We start from the raw sequence: 23,590 nt of genomic DNA, 5'->3' as shown, positions 1-23,590 counted from the left end.
CAAAATGAAAACGTTCAGTAGGCTGCGAAAGCCGACCGAGAAATGTGAAATCCGAGATCAAGCACCGTGCCGTGACCGACGTATCTCGCCGCGCACGCGGACGGCTGCCTGCCAGGGGCACCGCAGGAGGGTCGATTGAATATTACGATTTTCGGCATGGGCTATGTCGGTATCACCGTGGCCGCTTGCCTGCTCAGGCAAGGCCATACCGTGATCGGCGTCGAGGTCAATGAGGAGAAAAGAAAGCTTCTCGCGTTGGGACGCTCTCCCATCCATGAGCCGGGCGTCGACGCCCAACTGTTGGCTGGAGTACGCGAGGGCCGCCTCTCGATCCTCGCCGACCCGCAGCCGGCACTGGCTGACGCCGAGGTGGCCATGGTCTGTGTCGGAACGCCGAGCGCTCCGGATGGCTCTCACAACATGACCATGGTTGCGGAAGTCACCCGGCAAATTGCCACCGCCGTAAAGCTTGCCGGACGCACGGACAAGCTCACCGTGGTCTATCGCAGCACCATGCGCCCAGGATCCACAAGTGGACTGATCAGGCCCATCTTCGAAACTGTGCTCGGCTGCCCCGTCGATCAAGTCGTGGAGGTTGTCTACAATCCCGAATTTTTGCGCGAGTCCGAGGGGATCAGAGACTACTTCGAGCCTCCCAAGATCGTCATCGGCACTGCCGACGGGCGGCCATGCCGGCGGTTGCAGGAGCTGTATAATAACATGACCGCCCCCACCTTCGTGACGCGGTACGGAGAGGCGGAATTCACCAAATTCATGGACAATTCGTTTCACGCCTTGAAGGTGGCGTTTGCCAACGAGATCGCCCGCATCTGCCTGGGGATGGAGGTCGAGGTCAGTAAGGTTCACGAGATCTTTGTTGCCGATCACAAGCTCAACATTTCGTCGCGATACTTGAGACCCGGCGGAGCGTTCGGCGGCTCGTGCTTGCCGAAGGATGTACGTGCACTGCACCACATGTCGGAGGACGTGGGCGCGAACAGCCATGTGATCGATGCGTTGCTGCGCTCCAATGAAGCACATAAGCGGTTCCTGTTTCACCGTTGTGTTGACGGCCTGCCCGCCAAGGCCGCCATTCTTATGATCGGCTTGGCGTTCAAGCCGGACTCCGACGATTTGCGCGAAAGCGCGCAGATCGATCTCGCTCGTCGAATTCTTCAACATGGTTACGAGCTTTCGATCTATGACGTCTCAGTCAAGCCGGAGCAGCTGATGGGTCAAAACCTCGGATACACGTATTCGCAATTGCCGAGCATCGGCGATTTGCTCATATCCAAGGGGGAGCTCGAGCAAAGGACCTTTGACCTGGTAATCGACACTTACGGACTTTCCAAACAGCTGGCGCTAAGGCCCGCCAAGTTCGTGGACATCAGCTCTCTTTGACCCCCAGGACGGCCGGCATATGGATCAAATCACCAACTGGGACGCATCGGACCTCGCACCGGTCCAGTCGAATACAAACGGGATCGAGCAGGGAATGATGGCAGGCCGCAAGGTGCTCATCATCGTCGAGAATCTGCCGGTACCGTTCGATCGACGCGTGTGGCAGGAAGCACGCACACTGCGCGATGCGGGCGCACTCGTCTCGGTCATCTGTCCTGAGGGGAAGGCACACACCAAGCGGTACGAATTTCTGGAAGGGATTCACATCTATCGTCATTCGCTGCCCGTGGAGGCAGAGGGCGCTTTAGGCTTCCTCTTGGAATACTCGGCCGCGCTGATGCACGAAATGCGGCTCGCATTGCTCATACACGTTAGACACGGCTTTGATGTGATTCACGCCTGCGATCCGCCGGACCTGATATTCCTCGTGGCTCTCCCATTCAAGCTGTTCGGGAAGAGGTTTGTATTCGATCATCACGATATCGGGCCGGAGATGTACGAAAGCAAATTCGGCAAACGTGGCCTTTTCTGGCGCGCATTGAAACTGATTGAGTGGCTAACCTTCAAGACCGCGGACGTGGTGATCTCCACAAATGACAGCTACCGCAAGATCGCTATTGCACGCGGTGGAAGGCGCCCCGAAGACGTCTTCGTCGTGCGGAGCGGGCCGGATCTAGCCCGGGTCAAGGCACGTGCGCCCAATCCGTCATGGCGCTTTGGGCGGCGATTTCTTGTCGGCTATGTAGGCGTAATGGGTGCGCAAGAAGGAATAGACCTGCTTCTCGAGGCCGCAGCTCACATGATCCACAAGTTGGGCCGTCGGGACGTGCAGTTCTGCTTGATCGGAGGCGGACCCGCCTTGCAGGATTTCAAAGCACTGGCTGAGAAAATGGACCTTGGCGAGTACGTGACGTTCACCGGCCGCGCTCCCGACGATACGTTATTTGAGATCCTGTCGACGGCGGACGTGTGTGTCGACCCCGACCCTGTGAATGCGATGACCGATAAATCGACGATGAATAAGGTCCTCGAGTATATGACGCTTGGTAAACCAATCGTACAGTTCGAGCTTACCGAAGGACGTTTTAGCGCAGGCGACGCTTCAGTCTATGCGAAGCCTAACGATCCGATAGATTTTGCCGAAAAGCTCCTGGCTCTTCTGGACGATCCGCGGGCGTGCGCCCGCATGGGCGCCATCGGTCGGACGAGCATCGAGGAGAGGTTTGCATGGAGTTACGAAGCGCCGAAATTGCTTCAGGCGTATAGCCGGGCTCTGGACGAACGCGAGCGCGCCTACTCAGACATGCTTACTAAAAAGATCGCCCCTTGATGAGCGGGATGTAGCGCTGGCCTGACGATGAAGCCGCGCGGGATCGCGATCAGGGAAAGGCAGAACGGAACCCCCAGCCCTGCGACGAAGAGGGCGACATCGGGCACTGCCCCCGGCCTCTGAGGCGGGCTGTCGATACGATCAGCGGAATGAACTAGGCGAGCCCCGGCAACGATCTAGGTATCAGGATCCGTCCTAAGTAGGTACTCCAAGAGGCATGGTGCGATACGCACCCGTGTCCTCTAGCATGCGCAACCTTGGCTAAGGCCTATTTGGACCTGCGCATTCGACGTCCGAACAGTACGCGACCCCTAAGGAATGGAGTGGAGGCATGTCAGTCAGTACTGGTATTCTGAGCACCGACGGGAGGGCCAGCTTTTTGAAGTATCGCCCAATCCGTTTGCTACCCCACCCCAGCTCGTTGAGCCGGAGTATTGCCGAAACTGCGTGTTTCGGCAATTCCCGGACAGCGATTTCGGTAATTCGCGGACAGCGATTTCAGTAACTCCGGGACAGGGATTCCGCTAAATCGCGGACAGATGCGGGAGGTTGGTTTTCGGGAGCGCCGTTCAGGCAATGTTCTCTCTCAAGCTGAGTTTGAGAGGGGCAATGCCGAGACGGAAGCAAGCGAAACGAACCACTGTGAAGGACCTACGATCGATCCTGAGGCTGACGTGCGAGCAGGGCCTGTCGGTGCGGGCCGTCTCGGAACGGCTGCAGATCAGCAAGACCTCGGTTGCCACCTACCTGCTGCGGGCGCGCGAAGCGGGCTTGAGCTGGCCGCTGCCGCCGATTTGCGAGAGCGAGGCGGCGTTACAGCGGGCCTTGTTCCGGCGGGTCAGACGACCGCCGCAGGACTTGAGCGAGCCTGAGTGGCCACGGGTGGCGCAGGAACTCAAGCGCAAGGGCGTGACGCTGACGCTGCTTTGGCAGGAATACCGGACGGCTCATCCCGACGGCTACGGTTACACTTGGTTCTGCGAGAAGTTTGACGCCTATCGGCGGCGGGCGAACCCAACCTTCCGCCACCGCCACGCGGCGGGTGCGGTGATGCAGACCGACTATGCCGGCCCGACGGTGGAGGTGACCGATCCGCAAACCGGCGAGATCCGTCAGGCGCAGATATTTGTCGCGGTGCTCGGGGCCTCGTCGCTGACCTTCGCTATGGCGAGCTTCGGTCAGCGACTGCCAGATTGGATCGAAGGCCAGACCCGGGCCCTGTCGTACTTCGGCGGAGTCCCCAAGGCGATCGTCTGCGACAATCTGAAGGCCGGGGTCGTCAAGGCGTTATGGTTCGAGCCGACGCTCAACCAAACCTTTGCCGCCATGGCCGAGCACTACGACACGACAATTTTGCCGACCCGCAGCCGCAAGCCGCGCGACAAGGGCAAGGTTGAAGGCGCGGTGCTAATTGTTGAGCGCTGGATTCTGGCACGGCTGCGCCATCGGCGGTTCTTCAACCTGACCGATCTCAATGCCGCGATCGGCGGTTTGCTGGAGGAGCTGAACAATCGGCCGATGCGTCATATCGGCAAATCCCGCCGGCAGCTGTTCGAGGAGATCGAGCGCGAGGCGCTGGCGCCGCTGCCGAGCGAACCATTCGAATACGCCGAGTGGAAAACCGCGAAGGTCCATCCCGATTATCACGTCGAAGTCGACAAGACCTTTTACTCGGTGCCGCACCGACTGATCGGCCGTCGGGTGGACGTCCGGCTCACGTATCGAGCCGTCGAGATCTTCCAGGATCACACGCGTGTCGCCAGCCATGTGCGCCGCTCTCAGCGCAGCGGCCATGTCACCGTGAACGAGCACATGCCCAAGGCCCATCAGCGTTACGCCAATATGACACCGGCGAGTTTGATCAAGATGGCAGCGCGGGTCGGCGTCAACGCCGCCACCCTGGTCGAGCGGATGATGCGTGAGCGCCCGCATCCCGAGCAGGGTTATCGCTCCGCCATGGGGATCATCGCCCTGGCGCGGCGCTACGAGCGCAATCGGCTGGAAGCGGCCTGTGAGAGGGCACTCGCCATCAACGCGATCAATTACTCCTCCGTGAGCGCCATCCTCAAATCCGGGCTGGACCGCGCGAGCCCTGCCGCCGAGCCCATCAAAGCCACGCCCTCCCACGCCAACATCCGTGGCGGCGCCTATTATCAATGAAGGAAAGGAAGATCGTGATGCTGACCCACCACACGCGCGGGATCGGCGACCACGGCGTAATGAGCCAGCATCGCGCTGTAAATCGGGTTGAGCTCGGGCTCGTACAAATCCGGCTTGAGGACGCCTTCCTTCAGATTGTCGAGCACGACATAGCTGGGGACCCCGCCAAAATACCGGAACGCCTCTTCGTGGAGCTGCGCCCAGACGTGTTGGCTGGACTTCCAGACCACCCGCCGGAAGCTGCGCCGCGAGTAGCGCAGCGTCATCACGAACAGGCGGGGACGGCGGTACCGGCCGCTCCTGGGATCAATCGTCAGAGCGCCCTCGCCATAGTCGACCTGGGCCTCCTCGCCGGGCAGGAACTCAAGTCGATCAAACTGCTCGGGATCGCTGTGTCGCAACGTGCGCACAAACCGCTTGACGCTCTGGTAGCTGGACGGAAAGCCAAAATGATCGACAAGGTCCTGGTAAATCGCCTGCGCATTCCGCTTCAGGCGGACCTGTTCTTCGATCCACGTCCGATGCGGTTCGCAAGCCGAACGGGCCAGGCTGCTGGTGACCGTCGCTCCTGATGCCCCAGAAGCCGGTGGTCGGGGTGGAGGAATTTGGCCGTCCACGCTCACCGGGCCGGTGGTCGCTTCCCCGGGGGAATTTGCCTCCGCACCGGCCCGCAGCGCCCGGTAACGCCGGATCGTCTTGCGATCGATCCCCGTCAGCCTGTGGATCTCGCGCTGGCTGGCGTTGCGATCGAGTAGCGTAAATACCGTGCTTTGCAGGTGTGGCTTCAAGACGTTCAACTCCCCGGCCCCTTGCTGGCTAAAGGGACCGAAAATAAACGTCCTGCCTGACCGGCTACCGCTGTTCAGCGGCGCTGACGGTGAACATCAGGTGGGGGAGTTTCAAGTGACCATACCCGGGGGATTTTGACCGACCCACGGGGCGTGAAAGCGAAAAGAGGCCGGCGGCGGCCCGACCCGCTCATCCGGGCAACGCTAGATTTGCGAAAATGGTTTGAAGCCGAGCCCTGGCGGACTGGTAGCGAACTGCTCTCCCGGTTGCAGGCGGAATATCCTGGAGCCTATCCGAACAAGCTTCTTCGAACGCTTCAACGTCGGCTTAAATCCTGGCGCGGCGAGCAAGCGAACGCGTTGTTGTTCGTTCCTACGGAGGAAACGCTGCTGGGGCACGAGGTCACAACAACCCAATGATGTGGCAGACGCCAGCGGAGGAGGCCGGGCGCTCCGAAACCCCGGCCATCTCCGCACCCGGCCTCCTCCTCAACCCCAGCCGGGAGCAAAATAAATGAGGCAACCGATCGCACTCGGGAGCATCGACAGGTGAGGCAATACGCGCTCTCATCCTGGTCGCGCCATAGCGTTTTATGAACCGTACCTTGAACTTGCGATCCGCAAACCTTAGTCGGCCGCCAACTACGCCGCTGATGCGCCGCAAGCAAAACCACTCTAGGGACGCTGCTCAAGCCAGCCTCATCGGAAACACCTGGTGTCCTTAGGCATGGCTGCTTCCGATTCCAAATCCTCGGGACATTAGACGCGGCACTGACTGCCACTGCGTATTTCCTCCAGAAGGAGTTAGAGTCCGGCCCGAAGAAGGACGGACAGATGAAGCGAGCACGGTTCACGGAAGAGCAGATTATCGCGGTATTGAAGGAGCATGAGGCTGGGGCGAAGACAGCCGACCTGGCAAGCAAGCACGGTGTTTCCGAGGCGACGATCTACAATTGGAAGGCCAAATTCGGCGGCATGGACGTTTCCGAAGCGAAGCGGCTGAGGGCCTTGGAAGAGGAGAACGCGAAGCTGAAGAAGCTTCTGGCCGAGCAGATGCTCGATGCGGCCGCAACTTCGCGAGCTCCTTTCAAAAAATGGTAGGGCCGGCCGCCAAGCGCGCTGCGATCGCGCATCTGCAGGCCGTCATGACCCTGTCGGAACGGCGGGCCTGCTCGATTGTGGGGGCGGATCGGAAGATGATCCGCTATCGCTCCAGCCGCCCGCCGGACGCAGTTCTGCGTGGCCGATTGCGCGATCTCGCCAACGAGCGGCGGCGTTTCGGCTATCGCCGGTTGTTCGTCTTGCTGCGGCGGGAGGGCGAGCCATCGGGGATCAACCGGATCTACCGGCTTTACCACGAGGAAGGGCTCACTCACCGTCCGCAAACGGCGGGCTCGCCGCAAGGCCGTGGGGACCCGTGCCCCGATCCTGGTCGAGGCGAGGCCGAACGCGCGCTGGTCGGTGGACTTCGTCCACGACCAGTTCGCCAATGGCCGACGCTTCCGCATCCTCAACATCGTCGACGATGTCACCAAGGAATGCCTGGGCGCCATTCCGGAGACGTCGATCTCGGGGCGGCGCGTAGCCCGCGAACTGACGGCAATCGTCCAGCGACGCGGCAAGCCAGGAATGATCGTGTCCGACCATGGCACCGAATTCACCTGCAACGCCATGCTCGCTTGGTGATGGCCGCTGGCCCTGATGGAGATCGCGGATCGAGGCCTCATCAACGGGTCGCGCTTGTTGCGCTTAAAACTCTTCGGGCTCTCTCGATCCCCAGCTCCGCCGGTTTCCATCACGCTGTCATCTGCCCTCACACCTTAGGGTGGCCAAAAAAGCGCGGCAGCTCAGGCCGCGAGCTTAGGCCGATAGAACTCACCGGTCGTCATCATTGCCCAGATGATCCGAGCCAACTTGTTGGCGACAGCGACGGCAACAACCATGGGCCGACGCCGTTCAAGAAGGGCTTCGATCCAGCCAGCTCCGACCGACCCCGGACCGGGCCTTTGGATACCGAACGAAGTTGCGTGCCCCGATGACAAGCAAGTGCCTGAGATAGGAATCGCCCTGCTTTGTTATGCGGCCGAGCCTGTCCTTCCCGCCGGTGGAATTCTGTTTAGGCGTCAGGCCAAGCCAGGCCGCGAACTCCCGCCCGGAGCGGAAAATTGTCGCGTCCGGTACGGTCGCGGCGAGAGCTGTGGCCGTTATGGGACGGATCCCGGGGATCGAGGACAGCAACTTCGCCATCGGATTTACGCGCTGGATCTGAGCCAGCTCGCGCTCGATAGCCTCGACCTGCCGGTCCAATTCCTTCAGTTGGTTCACAAGGACGGCTAGTGCGATCCGGACGTGGGCCGGTAGCGTCAGTTCCTCGTCATCCAACACGTCCACCAGACCATCCACCCGTTGCCGGCCTTGCCCGACGATGATTCCGAACTCAGCAAAGTGAGCCCGAATGGCGCAGGCTGTCATGGTTCGTTGGCGGACCAATAAGCCTCTTGCACGATGAAGCATCAAGAAGCCCTGGTTCTCGCCGCTCTTGATGGGAACGAACCGCATATTGGGACGGGTGACCGCTTCGCAATCGCGCCCGGGTCAGCGGCGTCATTCTTGTCCTCTTCGTAGTAGAGTGCGCGTTCCAGCCGATCGTGATCACCGATTCCAGGCCATCGTGATCACCCATTCCAGAGCATCGTGATCACCGTTTCCAGCCGATCGTGATCGCTATTTCCAGCGATCATGATCGGGGACAACCAGGAGGCGCCCACCGCTGACAGTCTGCAACCGGGGTAGCTCGGTCTTTTGCCCAACCGCAGAGGATCGAGATGCCGACAGAGAGACTGTCCATGCGCCACATTCGCGAAGTTCTACGCCTGCACTACAGCGTCGGCATGTCGCAACGCGCCGTTGCCCGCAGCCTCGGTCTGGCCCAGGGCACGGTCAGTAAGTACGTCAACCGAGCCCGCCGCGCCGGTCTGACCTGGCCGTTGCCAACGGAGCTCGATGACGACGTCCAGCTCGAGAACCGCCTGTTTCCGCCGCCTTCCGATCGGCCCAGCGACGAGCGTCCGCATCCGGACTGGGCGCTCGTGCATCGCGAGCTGCGGCGCCCGAACGTCACGCTGATGCTGTTGTGGGAGGAGTATTGCGACGCAAACTCCGACAGCTTCAGCTATGCGTGGTTCTGCGAACGCTATAAGGAATGGGCCGGCCGCCTCAAGCCGACCCTGCGCCAGGTCCATGTCGCCGGCGAGAAGCTGTTCGTCGACTATTCCGGCCACACCATGGAGGTAGTTGACGGGCTCACCGGTGAGGTGCGCAGCGCGCAGATCTTCGTCGCCGTGCTCGGCGCCTCGAACTACACCTACGCCGAGGCCAGCCTCACCCAGAGCCTGCCGGACTGGATCGCCTCGCACGTGCGGGCCTTTGCCTTTTTCGGCGGTGTGGCCCGGCAGACGGTGAGCGACAATTTGAAGGCCGGCATCACCCGGGCCTGCTTTCACGAGCCGATGGTCAACCGGACCTATGCCGATCTCGCCCGCCATTACCGCACCGCCATCGTCCCGGCGCGGCCGTATCGGCCGCGCGACAAAGCCAAGGTCGAGGTCGGGGTCCAAATCGTCGGGCGATGGATTCTGGCGCGTCTGCGCAACCGCCGCTTCTTCTCGCTCGCCGCCCTCAACGAGGCGATCCACAGCCTCCTTGTCGAGCTGAACGATCGACCTCTCCGGAGCTGGGGGCGAAGTCGGCGCGATCTGTTCGAAGAGTTCGATCATCAGGCGCTCACCCCCTTGCCGGATGAACCGTACGAGTATGCCGAGTGGAAGCGCTGCCGGGTCAACCTCGATTATCACGTCGAGATCGCCAAGCATTACTACAGCGTCCCTCACAACCTCTTGCATCAGGAGGTCGAGGCTCGCATCACCCAAAAGACCGTCGAGATCTTCCTCCGTGGCAAGCGCGTGGCCTCGCATCTGCGCAGCACCTTGCCGCATCGCCCGACCACGATTGCCGAGCATATGCCGAGTTCGCATCGCCGCTATCGTGACTGGACCCATGAGCGTATTCGTTCCGAAGCCGCCAAGGTCGGCCCCGACGCCGACACCCTGATCGACGTCATCCTGCGGTCGCGGCCGCATCCGGAACAGGGCTTCCGCTCCGCGATCGGCATTCTCGGGCTGGTCAAGCGCTACGGCCAGGAACGCGTCGACGCCGCCTGCGCCCGGGCCCTGCTGCTCAACGCCCGCTCGTACAAATCGGTCGCCGCCATCCTCAAGAACGGCACCGACAGAACCGCGCCTCCCGCCGAGGAGGCGCCCATCCTCTTCCACGCCAACATCCGTGGCCGCAGCTACTACAATTGATCAGGAGAGATCAGCATGCTTATTCACCCCACCGTCGATCGCTTGCGCGCCCTCGGCCTCGCCGCCATGGCCGATACCCTCACTGAACTGCAGAACAACCCCGAGGCGGCCGAGATGCCGCACGCCGATTGGCTCGGCCTCCTCGTCGATCGCGAGGTCACCGCCCGCGACAACCGCCGCCTCACGCGCCGCTTGACCAGTGCCAAGCTCCGGCAAGCCGCCGCCATTGAGAACGTCGACTATCGCACCGCTCGCGGCCTTGACCGTTCGCTCTTCCAAACCCTCGCCACCTGCCAATGGATCCGTGAGGCCAACCACCTGGTCATCGTCGGCCCAACCGGCACCGGCAAGTCCTGGCTTGCCTGTGCGCTCGGCAACAAGGCCTGCCGCGACGGCTTCTCCGTCCTCTACAAGCGAACATCCCGCCTGTTCGCCGATCTCGCCCAGGCGCGCGGCGAAGGCCGTCTGGCGCGCCTGATCGCCGCGCTCGAGCGCGTCAATCTCCTCATCCTTGATGGTGTGGACGGCCTCACCTCAACGGCATCATAGTGCCAAGGCGTGGTCACCAGAGCGCCACAAAGAAGGGAGACCGTCCGAGATGAAGTTTATTAGAATAGGCGTTGATCTCGCCAAGAACTATTTTCAGATTCATGCGCTGTCTAGTGAGGATGCACCAGCCGTAAAGCGCAAGCTGACGCGCCGGACGATGCGCGAGTTCTTCTCGAGGATCGAGCCGTGCCGCGTTGGCATGGAGGCTTGCGGCTCAGCGCACTATTGGGCGCGCGAACTGAAGGACATGGGACACGATGTGTCTCTGATGCCGCCGGCCTACACAAAGCCCTATGTCAAACGAGGTAAGAACGATGCCGTCGATGCGGAAGCCATCTGTGAAGCGGTCTCGCGCCCTGCCATGCGTTTTGTGCCGATCAAGAGCGCTGATCAGCAAGCGACCCTGATGTTGCACAAGACGCGCGAGCTGCTGGTCAAACAGCGAACGATGAGCGTGAACGCTCTACGCGGCCATTTGGCCGAATTCGGTCTTGTCGTCGCCAAGGGCACCGGCCGCGTCGACGAGCTTTTAGGCCTCGCAGAAGGCGACGCGACTCTTCCCGACGCCGCTGTCCTGGCCGCGAAGGTTCTCGGTCAGCAAATTGATGCGCTCGGAGGCGCACTCGATGATTTGGAGAGGGAGATCGCCAAGGCTCACGCGCTCAGCGAGACGAGCCGTTCGCTCGGAGAAATTCCCGGCGTTGGCAAGCTTGTTGCCTCGGTAATTACAGCCAGTGTACCAGACCCAAGCGTATTCAATTCGGGACGGGATTTTGCTGCCTGGCTGGGTCTGACGCCCAGGCAAATTTCAAGCGGGGGTAAACCAACTCTCGGAACCATCACCAAGGCGGGTAATCGATATATAAGGAAGTTACTCGTTCTCGGAGCAACATCGCTTCTAAACGTTGTGGAAAAACGCCGCGGCGGCTTGCGCGACTGGATTGTCGGGCTTTTGGCTAAAAAGCCGGCGCGGCTTGTGACCGTCGCCCTCGCCAACAAGCTTGCTCGGATCATCTGGGCAATGATGAAAACCGGAGAATGCTTCCGCACCGAGATGTTCGCCAAACTTTGAGTGTCGGACAGCCGCATCGAAGAGTTATAAGCTTGGTAAGTGCAAGAAAGGCATGATGAAAGACAACGGTCGCCACCGAAAACCAGGAAAACCCGACCAGTCGTGTGAGCCTCAAAGCTCGCATCCTTGATGTGACCCCTTGGTTCTCGGACTTCATCAGGGCCAGCGGAGATATGATCCGCGCTAAAGGCCGGACATACGATCGCAGCCGTCCAAGTCGTTCGAAGTGCCAAATTGTGCTTGCCATCAGAGGCCGTCCACATATGACGACTGGGGACCCGAACCGCTCACCGCCGACCAGCGCCGCGATCTGCTCGAGATTGTCGATGATCGCTACGACAAGGGATCCTTGTTGATCACAAGTCAGGTCCCCGTGTCGCAATGGCACGACGTCATTGCCGATCCCACCCTTGGCGATGCGATATTGGACCGCATCATTCACAATGCGCACCGCCTCGAGCTCAAAGGCGACAGTCTACGGCGTCAGGCTGGCGAAAAGAAAAAACCGTGAGCACCTCGCGCACGATCGCCCCGCCGGCCCACAGGCCCCTCCCGCGCGCGTCGCTCCGTCGCTCATGGGGGCACTCCGCGCCGCGCACGGGGCCCTCCCATGGACCGCCGGAACGATCTCCGAACCAACCCGCCAGCCTTGACCAGGAGACCATTTCCAGCACACATAAACCCGTCAGTCGTGTTCGCCTCCGCATCTGATCACGATCGCTGGAATCCGTGATCACCATCGCCTGGAACACCTGATCACCATCCCTGGAATGCGCATAGTAGAGTCGAGGAGAGGCGCGGTGATGCGCTTGTTGCGCGTTCCGTTTCCTCTCCCCGCTCATCAAACCGGACGTGCAGTTTTCCCGCATCCGGCTTTCCGACAGGTTTTGTCACAAGGCGCACGTCGGCGACATTTTGCGCACGCGGTTCAGCACAAGTACGGCAGAGTTCCCATAGATCTGATCAGAGAACCGTCTGACGCCACGTCCTGGCGTCTTATGTCGTCTGCGCAGAAAGGCGAGCACGCGGTCGAAGACGTGTCGATCAACGGCCTGATGAGCCGTAGCAAGAGAGCCATAGCTGAAGTAAGCGGACCAGCCGCGCAGAAGGCGGTTCAGTCGTGCTTGTACTTCGGGCCATGCGCCCTTGTTGCCCGGCGTCAGCAGTACGCTGACCTTCCTCTTGATCCGCAGCACGCTTTTCTTGGACGGAGCCGCGCCAAGATACCACCGTCCCCCATTGCGGAAGCGGCGGGGTCCGAGCGTGTACCCAAGGAAGTCAAAGCTCTCCAATCGGGCATTCTTCACCGAGGTTTTAGTCTCGTTGAGCGTCAACCCAAGCTTGGTCATCACCGCTTTCGTCCACGTCAATGCTTCCTCCGCGTGGCCGCGGCTGAGAATGACGAAGTCGTCGGCATAGGAGATAACCTGGGCATGGAATGCTTCACGCCGACCGCTGAGACGCCAATGTTTCAGGAACCGGTTCATGTAGATGACGGAGAGCAGCGGACTGATGACACCGCCCTGTGGCGTGCCACGCTTGTTGCTCTTACCGCCGCTCATGCACCGTTTCCCGTCGCTATCCCGCTCCTCGACCGGTACTCGCAGCCATAACTTAATCAGCCGCAGCACATTCCGGTCAACGATGCGTCGGGCCACCGATTTGAGGAGGTCCGAATGCGGGATCGTGTCGAAGTATTTCGACAGATCGGCGTCAACAACGTCCGTGTAGCCCCGGCACACAAGCCGGTGCACTTCCTTGACTGCATCGACCGCGTTACGACGCGGGCGATATCCATAAGCGCAGTCCTCAAAATCCGCCTCAAAGATCGGTTCCAGCACGATCTATACCGAGCGGACGTTCGCCGCCGCCGGGCTTCGGGATCATCACCCGCCGCACCGGATCGGGCCGGTAAGTCTTCGTGACGAGTTCATCGCGCAGGCCGGCCAACCATGCTTCGAGTCCCGACGCGTCGATTTGCTCGAAAGTTGTTCCGTCCACTCCTGGCGCACCCGCGTTGGCGCGGGCCAGCTTGTAGGCATGGCTCAGAATGTCCTCGCGGCAGATCTTGTCGTACAGCACATAGAAACGGAAGGCAGGCGCCGCCTTCGCCTTGCAATAAAGCTTTCTCTGAAGGCTCCTGATCTTATCGGGCGTTTGTAGGCTCATCGCCAATCGACCCATTCCCTCGCCATCTTCAAAAGCGCACCTGAAGTCAGGGTCCTTTCCTCCGCCGGAATTACCCGGTTTCATCAGTACTACGACCCTGTCCGACTCCCGTCCGGTCCATCGACTACTCGATGCTGAAGGTGCGACCTTCGACCAAGACGGGTCTCCCCCGATTACCCGCACTACCTTTCCGGCGTGCCGTGCCCATTACCCCGGTGAACCGGACAGGTGCATGCGTCGATTGCTTCCCTGTCAGCGCGGCCTTTCCCCGCCATACGATCGGGTCGGCATTCACATCGTAACTTTCGAGGCGTGCTCAGGCTTCACTCACGTTACGGCCCGCTGGATTGCTCGGCCGCCAAAAGCGACCTTTGTCACGAGGCTTCGATCCGTCCGATTGCTCGTCCAAACCGCTCGTCAGCTACCAGATCAATCGACAACTCTCTGGGTGGATCCTTCCTCCGACACGATCTCGCCTCGCCGGCGGCGTTGGCGACCGGCCACTTGGCCTTGGCCATCAACTGCATGGATGTGAAATACGTGCTTCGAAATGTCCAACCCAATTGTCGCGACTTCCATTGGTGAATTGCTCCTGTTACCGGGTTCGTCCATCGCCAGTATATCGCCGGCGCCGAGGAAGCGGGGCCGTCTTCCCCATCAATGGCCGGATGCGCGATGAGCTACTCAACGAGACCCTGTTCTTCGATCTCGATGACGCCCGCGCCAAGATCGCCAACTGGGTCGCCGACTACATCCCACTCGTCGCTGAAATACCTGACCCCCGCGGCCTACGCCGCCCACCTCACCGCAACGGACGATCGGCTGCGCAACCCCGACCAGCTCCGCCGATCGTCCGTTGCTCCATCCGCGCCACTTGGCGTACAAAACCCCGAGACTCTAACTGCCGCTGGATGAAAATGCAGTGGCAGGTCAGCACGCAGAGGGACGTCGATTTCTGGTTGGCTCTTCTGACTCTCAATTGCGTGACGGCGCCTTTTCGGCCGCCAGCCAAATCGCGGTCGGCACAAATGCCAACCGCAATGCACGCCGGAACGAACATTCATTCCTAGGTGAAAGACTTAATATGCGCGCCATCCGATCCCATGCACAGCAATACTTGAAAAACAATCCGCTCGCAAATGGTCCGAACTTGAATGGTCGTTGACGGAATAGAACAGCCTTGGGCGCTAGAAACCCCGCACGAGTCAGAAGTTCTCCGAGCTCTATGAAATTATACTCTTTCAGATGCATACATACGGCCCGGTCAAATCCATACACTTTCGAAACGTCGGAAGGCCCCGCTCCTACGTGGGGCGTAACAAAAATATAGCAACCGCCCGGCTTTAGAATCTCCCGGACATTGCGGAGGTGGTCCAACATGTCGTCCGGATGAAGATGCTCAACGACCGAAGTTGAAATCACGACATCGTAGCTCGAAGGAGGTTCGAACTTGGCTAAGTTTACGCCATCCGTGATATGCCATTTCAAATTGCTCATGCCTGCTGCGTGCTTCTCACCCCTCTCTTGGGTGATTTCCGTGGCAACGCAATCATAATCCTGTGACGCCAGGTATTTTAGAAGATGCGCTTTGCCGCTGCCAACTTCAAATACCTTGGCCCGTTTCGGAATCAGTTTAAGCCATGGGCGCAGCGAATCCGCTGCCACGCTCTCGCTTTCGTTTAACCATGGAAGCGTCGAATAGAGTTCAGTGTAGCACTCCTGAAAGACCGACCAGCGCGTGCTTTTATCCGACGCAAGCAGCCGCCGCGAGAGAGCGGATTCCACCTCCCAGTGCCGCCTAACTTCATATTCGCCGATCTCGTCACCCAACTGATACGTGGCCCGATAACGACGAATGGTTGCCGCATCGATCCTCGGAGCGATCGGAGAAATGTGATCCGGGTTGTTCTTGTCGACGGTCTCGATCACTTGGCCTCCTAGGTAAGAGCAGTCTTCATGCGCTAGCGGAGCCCGCTAGATGAGCACCCCGACGTTCCGACCCGGCTCGCGCTCGTGAGCAACCTCGGGCCGGGCCTCAGACTGCTTCAAGTAAGAGTAAGTCGCGACCAAACTGAAGAAGTTCAGAGTCCCGATGCTGGCCTCGTCTCCAACAGGATGTCCCTCGAAAAACGCCAACACTATTCCCAGGATGGGAGTTATCAAGAGAAACATGAAGCAGTCCTGCCGTACGCGCCCTTCATGTTTGGCTCGAGCCGTCCCCATAAGAATAACCGACAGAACCGAATACAAATAGAGAGAAAGACCGACCATTCCGGTATCGAGCAACAGACTCAGATATCCGTTGTGAGGATCTGAGATAGCTGGCCCGAACAACTGGGCCAAGCGCGGACCTGCGACGGCAGTTGGTCCGCTGTAGTAGCCATGTCCAAGTAGCGGGCTATCAGCAATCATCGGAAGTACTGTCTGCCAAATAGTCGTACGACCGGTCAGAGTGCTGTCTCTGCCGATCAACGAAAGCGTATCGATGTCCGCAGCCAAGAGGACGAAGGCCGACGCGCCTCCCACAATGAACACCAACAGCCAGCTAAAGGCTACTGGCCAGCGCCACGTGAGGAACATCACGAAATAGATCATCAGCACAACGATCGCGGATACTAGTCCTCCCGCCGAGCCGGCAAATATAAGACACGCAAGCGAAGCGCTAAGGCATATGAGACGAACCCCCAGCAGTGACGAACCGAGGTGACCGAAAAAGAGAAACGCGATCGTTGCGCAGGAGGCCATCGCACCCAGCTCGTTCTTGTGGCTTGTTACCCCCCGCCATAGACCGGCGTGAACGCTCTGAGACGCATCGCTAGCCTGGTGTGTTCCGTAGCCTGGAGCTAACACCGCCATCGCTACGCTTGAAAGAATAATGAACGCAACTATCCTCAGAATCACGCGGCACACTATCTCCAGTCTCAACGCCTCGCAAAGCGCGGCGACTGCAATGACGTATAACAACAATCGAACGCCATACTTGAACGATGAATACGGATCTTCAGACCACGCGACCGACAAGAGGCAAAGTACGCAATAGAGCATCAGCGCAGGGCAGAGGCGAAGAAGGAAGTTCGATTCACCACATGCCAGAGCAAAGCCGATACACAGCAACGGAAAGAAATACCGAAGATAGTAGATCGTCTTGCTTTGAGTTTGAAGCGCCAGGGGAACGGACGTATCAACGTCGGAAATGAGCAGCATGAACGGATAGATGAACACTAAAATGAGACAATATAGTAGCACGACAGCTGCTCGCCGATAGAATCGTGATTCTGTCGCTCGCTCAATCACGCGGCCTCCGACGATGTGATACATTACGCGCATCCTATTAGATGGCGAGCCGCCTGAAGCTGATCGACGCGCCGCCCAATGGTCTCCACAAGAACGAAGAAACACGTGAAGACCAACTATACGGCACCTCGCCAAATCTCTGCCAGACGCGAAAGATAACCATTCATTTCGTACCGAGCCGCGTGGTCGCGCTGCGCCGAAGCGCCAAGGCGCTGCCGTAGAGCCGGATTTCCGATCAATTGTGCCAATGCATCCGCCAGCCCTCGCACGTCACCAGGCTGGACAAGAAGCCCATTGAGATTTGGCACAATAACATCCGGCACCACGCCAACCGGCGTTGCCACGACTGGAATCCCCTGAGCGAACGCCTCAAGGATGGCCATTGGCAGATTGTCGACGAATGACGGCTGTACCAGAATGTCCGTCCGGCGCAGGAGATCGGCAACTGCTGCGGGAGCAAGCCATCCGGGCACCGAGACGCGATCAGCGATCTGCAACTCCAGCAGCTTTGCACGCGTGCCAGCCACATCTCCGTGCCCCGCCAGCGTGGCAGTCCAATCGGCTCGATCGCGCAAAGAGGCGAGCGCCCCAATCAGCTGCGGAGTTCCCTTCATCTCTCCCAATTTTCCAAAGAAGGAGATTCGCACCCGTCCATCCTTGGCTCTTTCCGTGGCTGTCGCGACGGATGCGGTGGCGTTCGGAAGGACTACGACTTCGCCTTTCGTCCCTGGGAGCCGGCGGTCTATGAGCTCGCTCCAGTAACGCCCAAGCACGATGATTGCAGCGCTATTTCGGAGAAAGCCGACGATGACCCGATCCAGCCACGGCCCAGCCGATTGCCAGAACTGGTCGAAAGCTCCCGAGTGAAGATGAACCACGTACGGAACACCCAGCCGGCGTGCGACCGCTGCGAGCAGCGCCTTTCTATACAAACTCCCGTATGAAGCCGCGTTGATGTGGAGTACACTCACCCTGCCGAGCCACGACGCCGCGCATAAACGTGCGACGGCCCATGACAGTACAGCGGCAGAGAAGAGAAGGCCGCTGCGGCCTCTTGTAGTCAAACGTGTAATCTGGACATTGAGATCGCTACGTAGAGCGATCGCTGAGGTAATTGCGTCCGCAAGGCGGTCAATGCCTCCCTCTCCGCGCGCTCCGAAGGGTGTTGCCAAAAACACATTGATTGGCTTTGGGGCCGCAACTGCCACGGATACACTCTGACGCGTATCCCGGATCGCAGGCTGAACTCCTGCTCCGCGACGCGCGTCAGCGCTTCGAATCAGTTGCGCTGACGTCGCACTCGCTGGCGGGGGCGGCATCACGGTCATCTACAAGACCCTTAATTCTTGAGGGTGCTGCTCGGGATAGGTCTCAAAGACTTCCCCGTAACGTCTAAGTGCACTCATATCAGCCTTGTTGAGAGCCACGCCGATCAGGTTGCCATAGACGTCATTGGCCACATCGAGACTCTTTTTTACCACATCGATGTTTGTGCGGCCCCATTCGATAACGAAAATGAACGAGTCCATTAAATGCACTGCGGTGCGCACATCCACGAATGGTGCTACCGGCGAGAGGTCGACTATCACGTATTCGTAAGTCTCGCGCAGGGTCTTGAACAGCCCGCCCATCTCCTCGGACGCGAGCACCTCGCTCGTGTAAACCAGCTGTGAGCTATTCGTCGCCGGAAGAAAGTGCAGGTGTGTCGAGGGGTCGATCCACGTGGCGTCATCCAGCCTTGCCCGTCCAGACGTAACATCAAGGATACCTAGGGCAGCATTGGGGGCCAGCGTGGATGACAGCGACGGATTTCGTAGATCGCAATCTAGTAGAATGGTCCGATCTCCCCCCTGTGCCATGAGTTGCGCCAAAGAGGCGGCAACGGTCGACTTTCCTTCGTTGGGGAGCGCCGATGTGACGCCAATGACTTGGAGCCGCTTTCCGCCGCGAGCCATGATGTCGACCGCGAGCTTGACGGCCCGGAACGATTCACTGAACTGAGAGCGCGGCGCGTCAGCAATGTTCCGCATGAGGCTGTCGGCGCCAACGATGGTCCTTGATTTTGCGCGAGTTGGAATCGCCTTCGCATTTCGCGGGCCACTCGCCGGGCTTTCAGCGATAGCTGCCGGGATGACCCCGATGCAGTCTGCGTCGAGTTCAGCCAGCACCTTGTCCCGCGTTCGAAAGGTCTGGTCAGACACATCGCGTAGCAAGCCGAGGCCAATTCCGGCAAAAATCCCACCAGCGATCGAGACGGCAAGTATGAGGAATGTTTTGGGTGAGCTGGGCCTCACTGGAGGCGAAGCGACGGTCATTAGGCGTCCCTGGGAAGCGGGGAAGGACTGCTGCTCGGCCGACTCGAGGTAGCGCTGAAGGAAAGTGTCGTATAGCCGCCTATAGGCTTGCGCAGAGATTTCCAGGTCACGGAGCTCCAGCTGGGCCTGGTTGGACGACGGCTGCGCCGCCTTTCGATCCGTCACCGCCTGCTGCGCGTTAGATGCCTTGTTGTGCAGCGCATCTACGCGTCCCTGAAGCCATTCCGTTGCTATGCGAGCTGATTCATAATTTGCCTCCATCTGATCAGCCGTGTACGCACGTGCAACTGCATTCGCGATCTCGGCCGCGCGTTCGGCACTGGGCGACTCAAACTGAATGCTGATGACGTAGGTGATACCGATACGCTTCACCGTGAGCCTGCGATCAAATCGTTCGAGGGCGCGGCGCGTACGCGAAAATTCCGTATCCGGCCCCGATCCTAGAATCAGCGAAATCAGTCCCATGACTCTTCCGACCACGCCATTGCCGGGGCCGACGAATTCAGGATCCGTCGTCAATTTGAGATCGCGGATGACGGAAAGCGCAATCTTTTCGGACTTCAGAATTTCGACCTGGCTATCCAGGATCGGCACTTGTATTCCGGCGTCCCCGGGGGTTGGGGTCGACTGGTCTGATCGCTTGGCTTCAACGAGAAGCAACGCCTCGGCGGTAAACTTGGGCGTTGCGACAGCGAGGTACAGCAGTGCGATGGCGACGATCAGGAGCGGCGCAGATATCAGAATTGGCATCTGACGGCGGACGAACACGTTACATGCGGCGATGAACTCGGCCGGAGAAAGCACATGCTCGGAAGCGCTTCGGCGATTTGTTACACGACTATCTGTTCCAAAGTGCAGCATATCGGGAGACCAAGACAACAGTTCAGGTGAAACTGGCCGGATGGCGACAACCGATTTACGTATCGCCTCGCGGCCGTATCGGCGGAGTATTCTGTATTCTTCAATTCTCAATAGGCGTTCATGTAGACCTTCCTGGAGAAGAGCGTGAGCAGGATGATTCGCAGATCGAAAAGAAGCGACCAGTTGTCGATATAGTAGAGATCATGCTCGACACGACGCTGCATCTTCTCGAGAGTATCGGTGTCGCCGCGATATCCATTGACCTGTGCCCAGCCCGTAATGCCAGGCTTGACGTTGTGGCGACGGAAAAATGACGCGATCAGCTCGGCGAACAGCTCGTTCTGAGCGGTTGGATGTGGACGGGGCCCGACGATCGACATGTTGCCGACCAGGACATTGAACAACTGCGGAAGCTCATCGATATTGGTACGGCGCAAGAAGCGTCCCAAGCGGGTCACACGCGGGTCGTGTCGGGAGACAGATCTGAAATTGTCGCCCTCCTCCATCACGGCCATCGTTCTGAATTTGAGCACGCGAATGGGCTCATTGTTGTAGCCGTGCCGTGTCTGGCGAAAGAATACCGGCCCACGGGAATCGAGCTTGATCGCGAGCGGCAGGATGACGAAGAAGGGGCTCGTCAAAACAAGCCCAGTGATTGCGGCGACAACATCGAAAGCTCGTTTGATTGCCCTGTTGAACGGAGTAAGGGGGCACTGGAAGATCCGCATCGTCACCATGTTGCCGAACTGAGTAATCCGCGACATGGGCATCAGATCGATCCATCCTACGGGGATGACGTGAACATCAACTGGAAGGTCCGACAGCGCGCTCGCAAGAGTGAGCCCCGTCGAAACGTCCTGCTGCGAAATAAGAACGACGATGTCATCGGCTCGGAGTCGACGGCAATCCGCAACCAATTGGCGAGCATCGGGCAGCATTTGAACGGCGTCAGGGCGCGCCCGTACTGACGAGTGGGCGCTCATTATCGGAAACTCGAACGAGCCGATGGTCCGAATTCCGGTGGCCTTTGCGCGAGCGGAAAAAGGCTGGCAGTGGTCAGCGTCGCCTATGAGAATGATGCGTCTGGCATCGATCAGCCCCGCCGCGACGGCAGTCTTTAGTAGCGAGAACCATAGTGTTCGTACGCAGAGTACCGCGAGAACGACACTCAGAGCCTGGGCCGTGGCAGTCGCGCGCGAGTAATCTTCGGCGATCCTCAGCAGAAACATCGTCGAGAGGAAGAACGAGAACGCAAGGAGGACGCCGCTGGCGCCGTTCCACAGGAACACGAGGCGCGGCTGCGCTTGAATCCGGGAATAATGCCGGAAGCCGATGGAAACGAGCAAATTCAATGTGGAAATGAAGAGGGCCTCCGGAATGTACTTGGCCGGGTCTGGCGAAGACAGATAGACGCCCCCTGCCAAATAGGCCGCAACGGCTACGAGCATGAATTCGGTAGCTGCTGCGAACACCAACAGGGCAGCCAATCGGTTTCTGCCGACACGCGGGCCCGCCATGTTGCAATCGACCGGCTGTGCCGGAAGCTTGGTGGAAGCCGCCAAACTGGTAAAGGACGCATAATTCATAGCAATCAATCACCCTCTCGCGTCGTCCCTCCTCCAAATCCGTACCGTCCGAGCCACGGGATGGGAATTGCCTATAAATAGGTAACTACGATGGTCCATTGAGCTGCGGCGGCGCAGGAATAAAGTTCGTGCAGCAACCCACCCGAGTGCCCGTCCCAACGGTCTGATGGATTGTCAGCGAGGAAAGGGACCGAACGGGCCAGCTCGAAACGGAAAAATCAAACGTAGCTTTGCGGATCGGCTGTCCGGATCGTTGCCTGGAGATCAGCCCCAAAAAGGAATTTACCTGGTGAGCGCGTTCCATATTTATGTCTTCGGCGGTAATCTGGGTCGTTGCATCAAATGGGGCTTGGTAGCCGCGGGCCTGACAATTTCCGTCACTCAGGCAAAGGCTGAATATTGCGTGAACGTTGGAGATGTACTTGAGGTCGCGGTGGCGGGCTTACCAGAGTTGCGGAACCGCTCCGCTGTACAACTGGACGGGAATATTTCGTTGCCGCTCGTCGGAGCGCTTCCGGTAGCCGGCCTGCCGCTACCGCAGCTACGCGCCAAAATCAGCGCCGCGCTGGCCAGCAAGGTGTTTCGCCAGCGGGCCCCGGACGGCCGCGAGGTCGTCATCGTGATAGGCGCAGATGAGGTCACGACGACCGTGGTGGAGTACAGGCCGATATACGCCAACGGGGACGTGTCGAAACCGGGTGAGTACCCTTACCGACCATCCATCACCGCGCGCCAGCTCGTCGCCTTAGCGGGCGGCTATGACGTCATGCATTTCCGAATGAACAACCCGTATCTCGAGTCCGCGGACTTGAGAAGCCAGTATGGATCGCTTTGGACGGAGTTCGCCAAGGAACAGGCGCGCATGTGGCGCATCAAGAGCGAGCTTGGAGAGGGTACGCAGATCAGTTCGGGTATTTTGACGGACGTGCCCATAGCCCGATCGGCGATTTCGGAAATCGTCAATGCGGAAACGGAATATTTGAAAACGAAGCAGAGCGACTATCAGCACGAAAAGGCGTACCTTCAGCGCGGCGTTCGACAGGGAGACGACGAGATCCGAGTGCTGTCGGAGCAGCAGAAAAAAGACGAAGAAGGACTTCAATCGGACCTCGAAGAACTGCAGAAAGCGACCGATCTATTCGGTAAGGGTTCCTTGATCAGCCCTCGCGTCACCGATGCCCGTCGCGCGGTGCTGTTGTCATCAACCCGGAAGCTGCAGACCTCTGCGCAACTAATGCGAGTCAAGAAGGAGCAGGACGAGTTCACCAGAAAACTGGCGAAGCTCGACGATCAGCGAAGGCTCGACCTGCTCCGTGAACTGCAAGACACCAGCGTCCAGCTCAACCAAATTCGCGAAAAGCTGCAGAGCGTCGGCGAGAAGCTTCAGTACACTGCGATGGTTCGATCGCAACTCGTGCGAGGAGCCAGCAGTAAGCCGGACATCGATATCATCAGAAAGGGCGAGAATGGGCCGGAGCGGATTTCCGCAAGCGAAGAAACAGAGCTGCAGCCGGGCGACGCCGTCGAAATCACCCTCCGATACCAGGACGGTCCAGACCTGCCGCCCCGTAAACTAACCAATTCAAGCGTCCCATCTGGAAAGGCCCGGAGCGATGTGTCCGGGGGCGGTTCGCTGCACGTTGGGGAGAGGTAGCGCGGGCAACGCGACTCCGGAACGCAATTCTTGGCAATTGGAATGCT

General features: G+C 59.3%; 14 protein-coding genes and 6 pseudogenes. 11 read left to right on the top strand and 9 right to left on the bottom strand.

Annotated elements, in window-relative coordinates; translation table 11 throughout:
* Positions 1-135: 135 nt before the first annotated feature.
* The 3 genes from ACNJYB_RS15055 (at position 136) to istA (ACNJYB_RS15045) (ending at position 4,891) form a co-directional block, all read left to right on the top strand.
* Positions 136-1,401, top strand: a complete 1,266-nt coding sequence (locus tag ACNJYB_RS15055; protein WP_439374658.1) for a nucleotide sugar dehydrogenase — start codon at positions 136-138, stop codon at positions 1,399-1,401.
* 19 nt (positions 1,402-1,420) lie between these two features.
* The gene (locus tag ACNJYB_RS15050) at positions 1,421-2,731 is read left to right on the top strand and encodes a glycosyltransferase family 4 protein (RefSeq protein ID WP_439374657.1); all 1,311 of its coding nucleotides are present in this window, start codon (positions 1,421-1,423) and stop codon (positions 2,729-2,731) included.
* Between the two features lie 609 nt (positions 2,732-3,340).
* A complete protein-coding gene (istA, locus tag ACNJYB_RS15045) occupies positions 3,341-4,891 on the top strand; it encodes an IS21 family transposase (RefSeq protein WP_439374656.1) in 1,551 nt (516 codons plus the stop codon).
* A 29-nt stretch (positions 4,892-4,920) separates the two neighbouring features.
* Here the strand turns inward: istA (ACNJYB_RS15045) and istA (ACNJYB_RS15040) are convergent.
* Positions 4,921-5,724, bottom strand: a pseudogene (gene istA, locus ACNJYB_RS15040) (IS21 family transposase); the annotation flags it as partial.
* Between the two features lie 93 nt (positions 5,725-5,817).
* Here istA (ACNJYB_RS15040) and ACNJYB_RS15035 point away from each other — a divergent pair.
* Together ACNJYB_RS15035 and ACNJYB_RS15030 are read left to right on the top strand one after the other, a co-directional pair.
* Positions 5,818-6,099 (top strand): annotated as a pseudogene (locus ACNJYB_RS15035) (ISNCY family transposase); the annotation flags it as partial.
* 414 nt (positions 6,100-6,513) lie between these two features.
* Positions 6,514-7,362 (top strand): annotated as a pseudogene (locus tag ACNJYB_RS15030) (IS3 family transposase); the annotation flags it as partial.
* Between the two features lie 164 nt (positions 7,363-7,526).
* Here the strand turns inward: ACNJYB_RS15030 and ACNJYB_RS15025 are convergent.
* Positions 7,527-8,291: pseudogene (locus tag ACNJYB_RS15025) on the bottom strand (IS110 family transposase); the annotation flags it as partial.
* Between the two features lie 213 nt (positions 8,292-8,504).
* Between ACNJYB_RS15025 and istA (ACNJYB_RS15020) the strand changes: the two are divergent.
* The 4 genes and pseudogenes from istA (ACNJYB_RS15020) to ACNJYB_RS15005 all read left to right on the top strand — a co-directional run.
* Positions 8,505-10,043 carry an IS21 family transposase gene (gene istA, locus ACNJYB_RS15020; protein WP_439373471.1) on the top strand — a complete coding sequence of 513 codons (1,539 nt, stop codon included), beginning with the start codon at positions 8,505-8,507 and terminating at the stop codon, positions 10,041-10,043.
* 15 nt (positions 10,044-10,058) lie between these two features.
* The gene (locus tag ACNJYB_RS15015; protein ID WP_439373472.1) at positions 10,059-10,592 is read left to right on the top strand and encodes an ATP-binding protein; all 534 of its coding nucleotides are present in this window, start codon (positions 10,059-10,061) and stop codon (positions 10,590-10,592) included.
* A 49-nt stretch (positions 10,593-10,641) separates the two neighbouring features.
* Entirely contained in the window at positions 10,642-11,664 is a 1,023-nt protein-coding gene (locus tag ACNJYB_RS15010; protein ID WP_439373148.1) for an IS110 family transposase, read from the top strand.
* 265 nt (positions 11,665-11,929) lie between these two features.
* Positions 11,930-12,175 (top strand): annotated as a pseudogene (locus ACNJYB_RS15005) (ATP-binding protein); the annotation flags it as partial.
* A 379-nt stretch (positions 12,176-12,554) separates the two neighbouring features.
* On the opposite strand, the gene ACNJYB_RS15000 reads toward ACNJYB_RS15005, so the two are convergent.
* Positions 12,555-13,505: a reverse transcriptase domain-containing protein gene (locus ACNJYB_RS15000; protein ID WP_439374655.1), complete on the bottom strand. Its 951-nt coding sequence runs from the start codon at positions 13,503-13,505 to the stop codon at positions 12,555-12,557.
* A complete protein-coding gene (locus ACNJYB_RS14995; protein WP_439374654.1) occupies positions 13,486-13,917 on the bottom strand; it encodes a hypothetical protein in 432 nt (143 codons plus the stop codon). Before ACNJYB_RS14995 ends, ACNJYB_RS15000 begins: the two co-directional genes overlap by 20 nt.
* 563 nt (positions 13,918-14,480) lie before the next feature.
* On the opposite strand from ACNJYB_RS14995, the pseudogene ACNJYB_RS14990 reads away from it, so the two are divergent.
* Positions 14,481-14,748, top strand: a pseudogene (locus ACNJYB_RS14990) (integrase core domain-containing protein); the annotation flags it as partial.
* A gap of 60 nt (positions 14,749-14,808) precedes the next feature.
* Here the strand turns inward: ACNJYB_RS14990 and ACNJYB_RS14985 are convergent.
* The 5 genes from ACNJYB_RS14985 to ACNJYB_RS14965 all read right to left on the bottom strand — a co-directional run bounded on the left by ACNJYB_RS14985 (position 14,809) and on the right by ACNJYB_RS14965 (position 21,889).
* The gene (locus ACNJYB_RS14985; RefSeq protein WP_439374653.1) at positions 14,809-15,762 is read right to left on the bottom strand and encodes a class I SAM-dependent methyltransferase; all 954 of its coding nucleotides are present in this window, start codon (positions 15,760-15,762) and stop codon (positions 14,809-14,811) included.
* Positions 15,763-15,807: 45 nt separating this feature from the next.
* Positions 15,808-17,151, bottom strand: coding sequence for an O-antigen ligase family protein (locus ACNJYB_RS14980; protein ID WP_439374652.1), 1,344 nt, complete (start codon positions 17,149-17,151; stop codon positions 15,808-15,810).
* A gap of 92 nt (positions 17,152-17,243) precedes the next feature.
* Positions 17,244-18,446, bottom strand: a complete 1,203-nt coding sequence (locus tag ACNJYB_RS14975) for a glycosyltransferase family 4 protein (RefSeq protein ID WP_439375561.1) — start codon at positions 18,444-18,446, stop codon at positions 17,244-17,246.
* A gap of 9 nt (positions 18,447-18,455) precedes the next feature.
* Entirely contained in the window at positions 18,456-20,414 is a 1,959-nt protein-coding gene (locus ACNJYB_RS14970; protein WP_439374651.1) for a Wzz/FepE/Etk N-terminal domain-containing protein, read from the bottom strand.
* On the bottom strand, positions 20,411-21,889 hold the full coding sequence (locus ACNJYB_RS14965) for an undecaprenyl-phosphate glucose phosphotransferase (protein WP_439375560.1): 1,479 nt from the start codon (positions 21,887-21,889) through the stop codon (positions 20,411-20,413). Before ACNJYB_RS14965 ends, ACNJYB_RS14970 begins: the two co-directional genes overlap by 4 nt.
* A gap of 289 nt (positions 21,890-22,178) precedes the next feature.
* On the opposite strand from ACNJYB_RS14965, the gene ACNJYB_RS14960 reads away from it, so the two are divergent.
* Positions 22,179-23,543, top strand: coding sequence for a polysaccharide biosynthesis/export family protein (locus ACNJYB_RS14960; RefSeq protein ID WP_439374650.1), 1,365 nt, complete (start codon positions 22,179-22,181; stop codon positions 23,541-23,543).
* The last annotated feature ends 47 nt before the right edge of the window (positions 23,544-23,590 follow it).

The organism is Bradyrhizobium sp. SMVTL-02, from assembly GCF_051853005.1.
Classification (GTDB): Bacteria; Pseudomonadota; Alphaproteobacteria; order Rhizobiales; family Xanthobacteraceae; genus Bradyrhizobium.
This window is presented reverse-complemented; position numbering and strand designations above follow the sequence as displayed.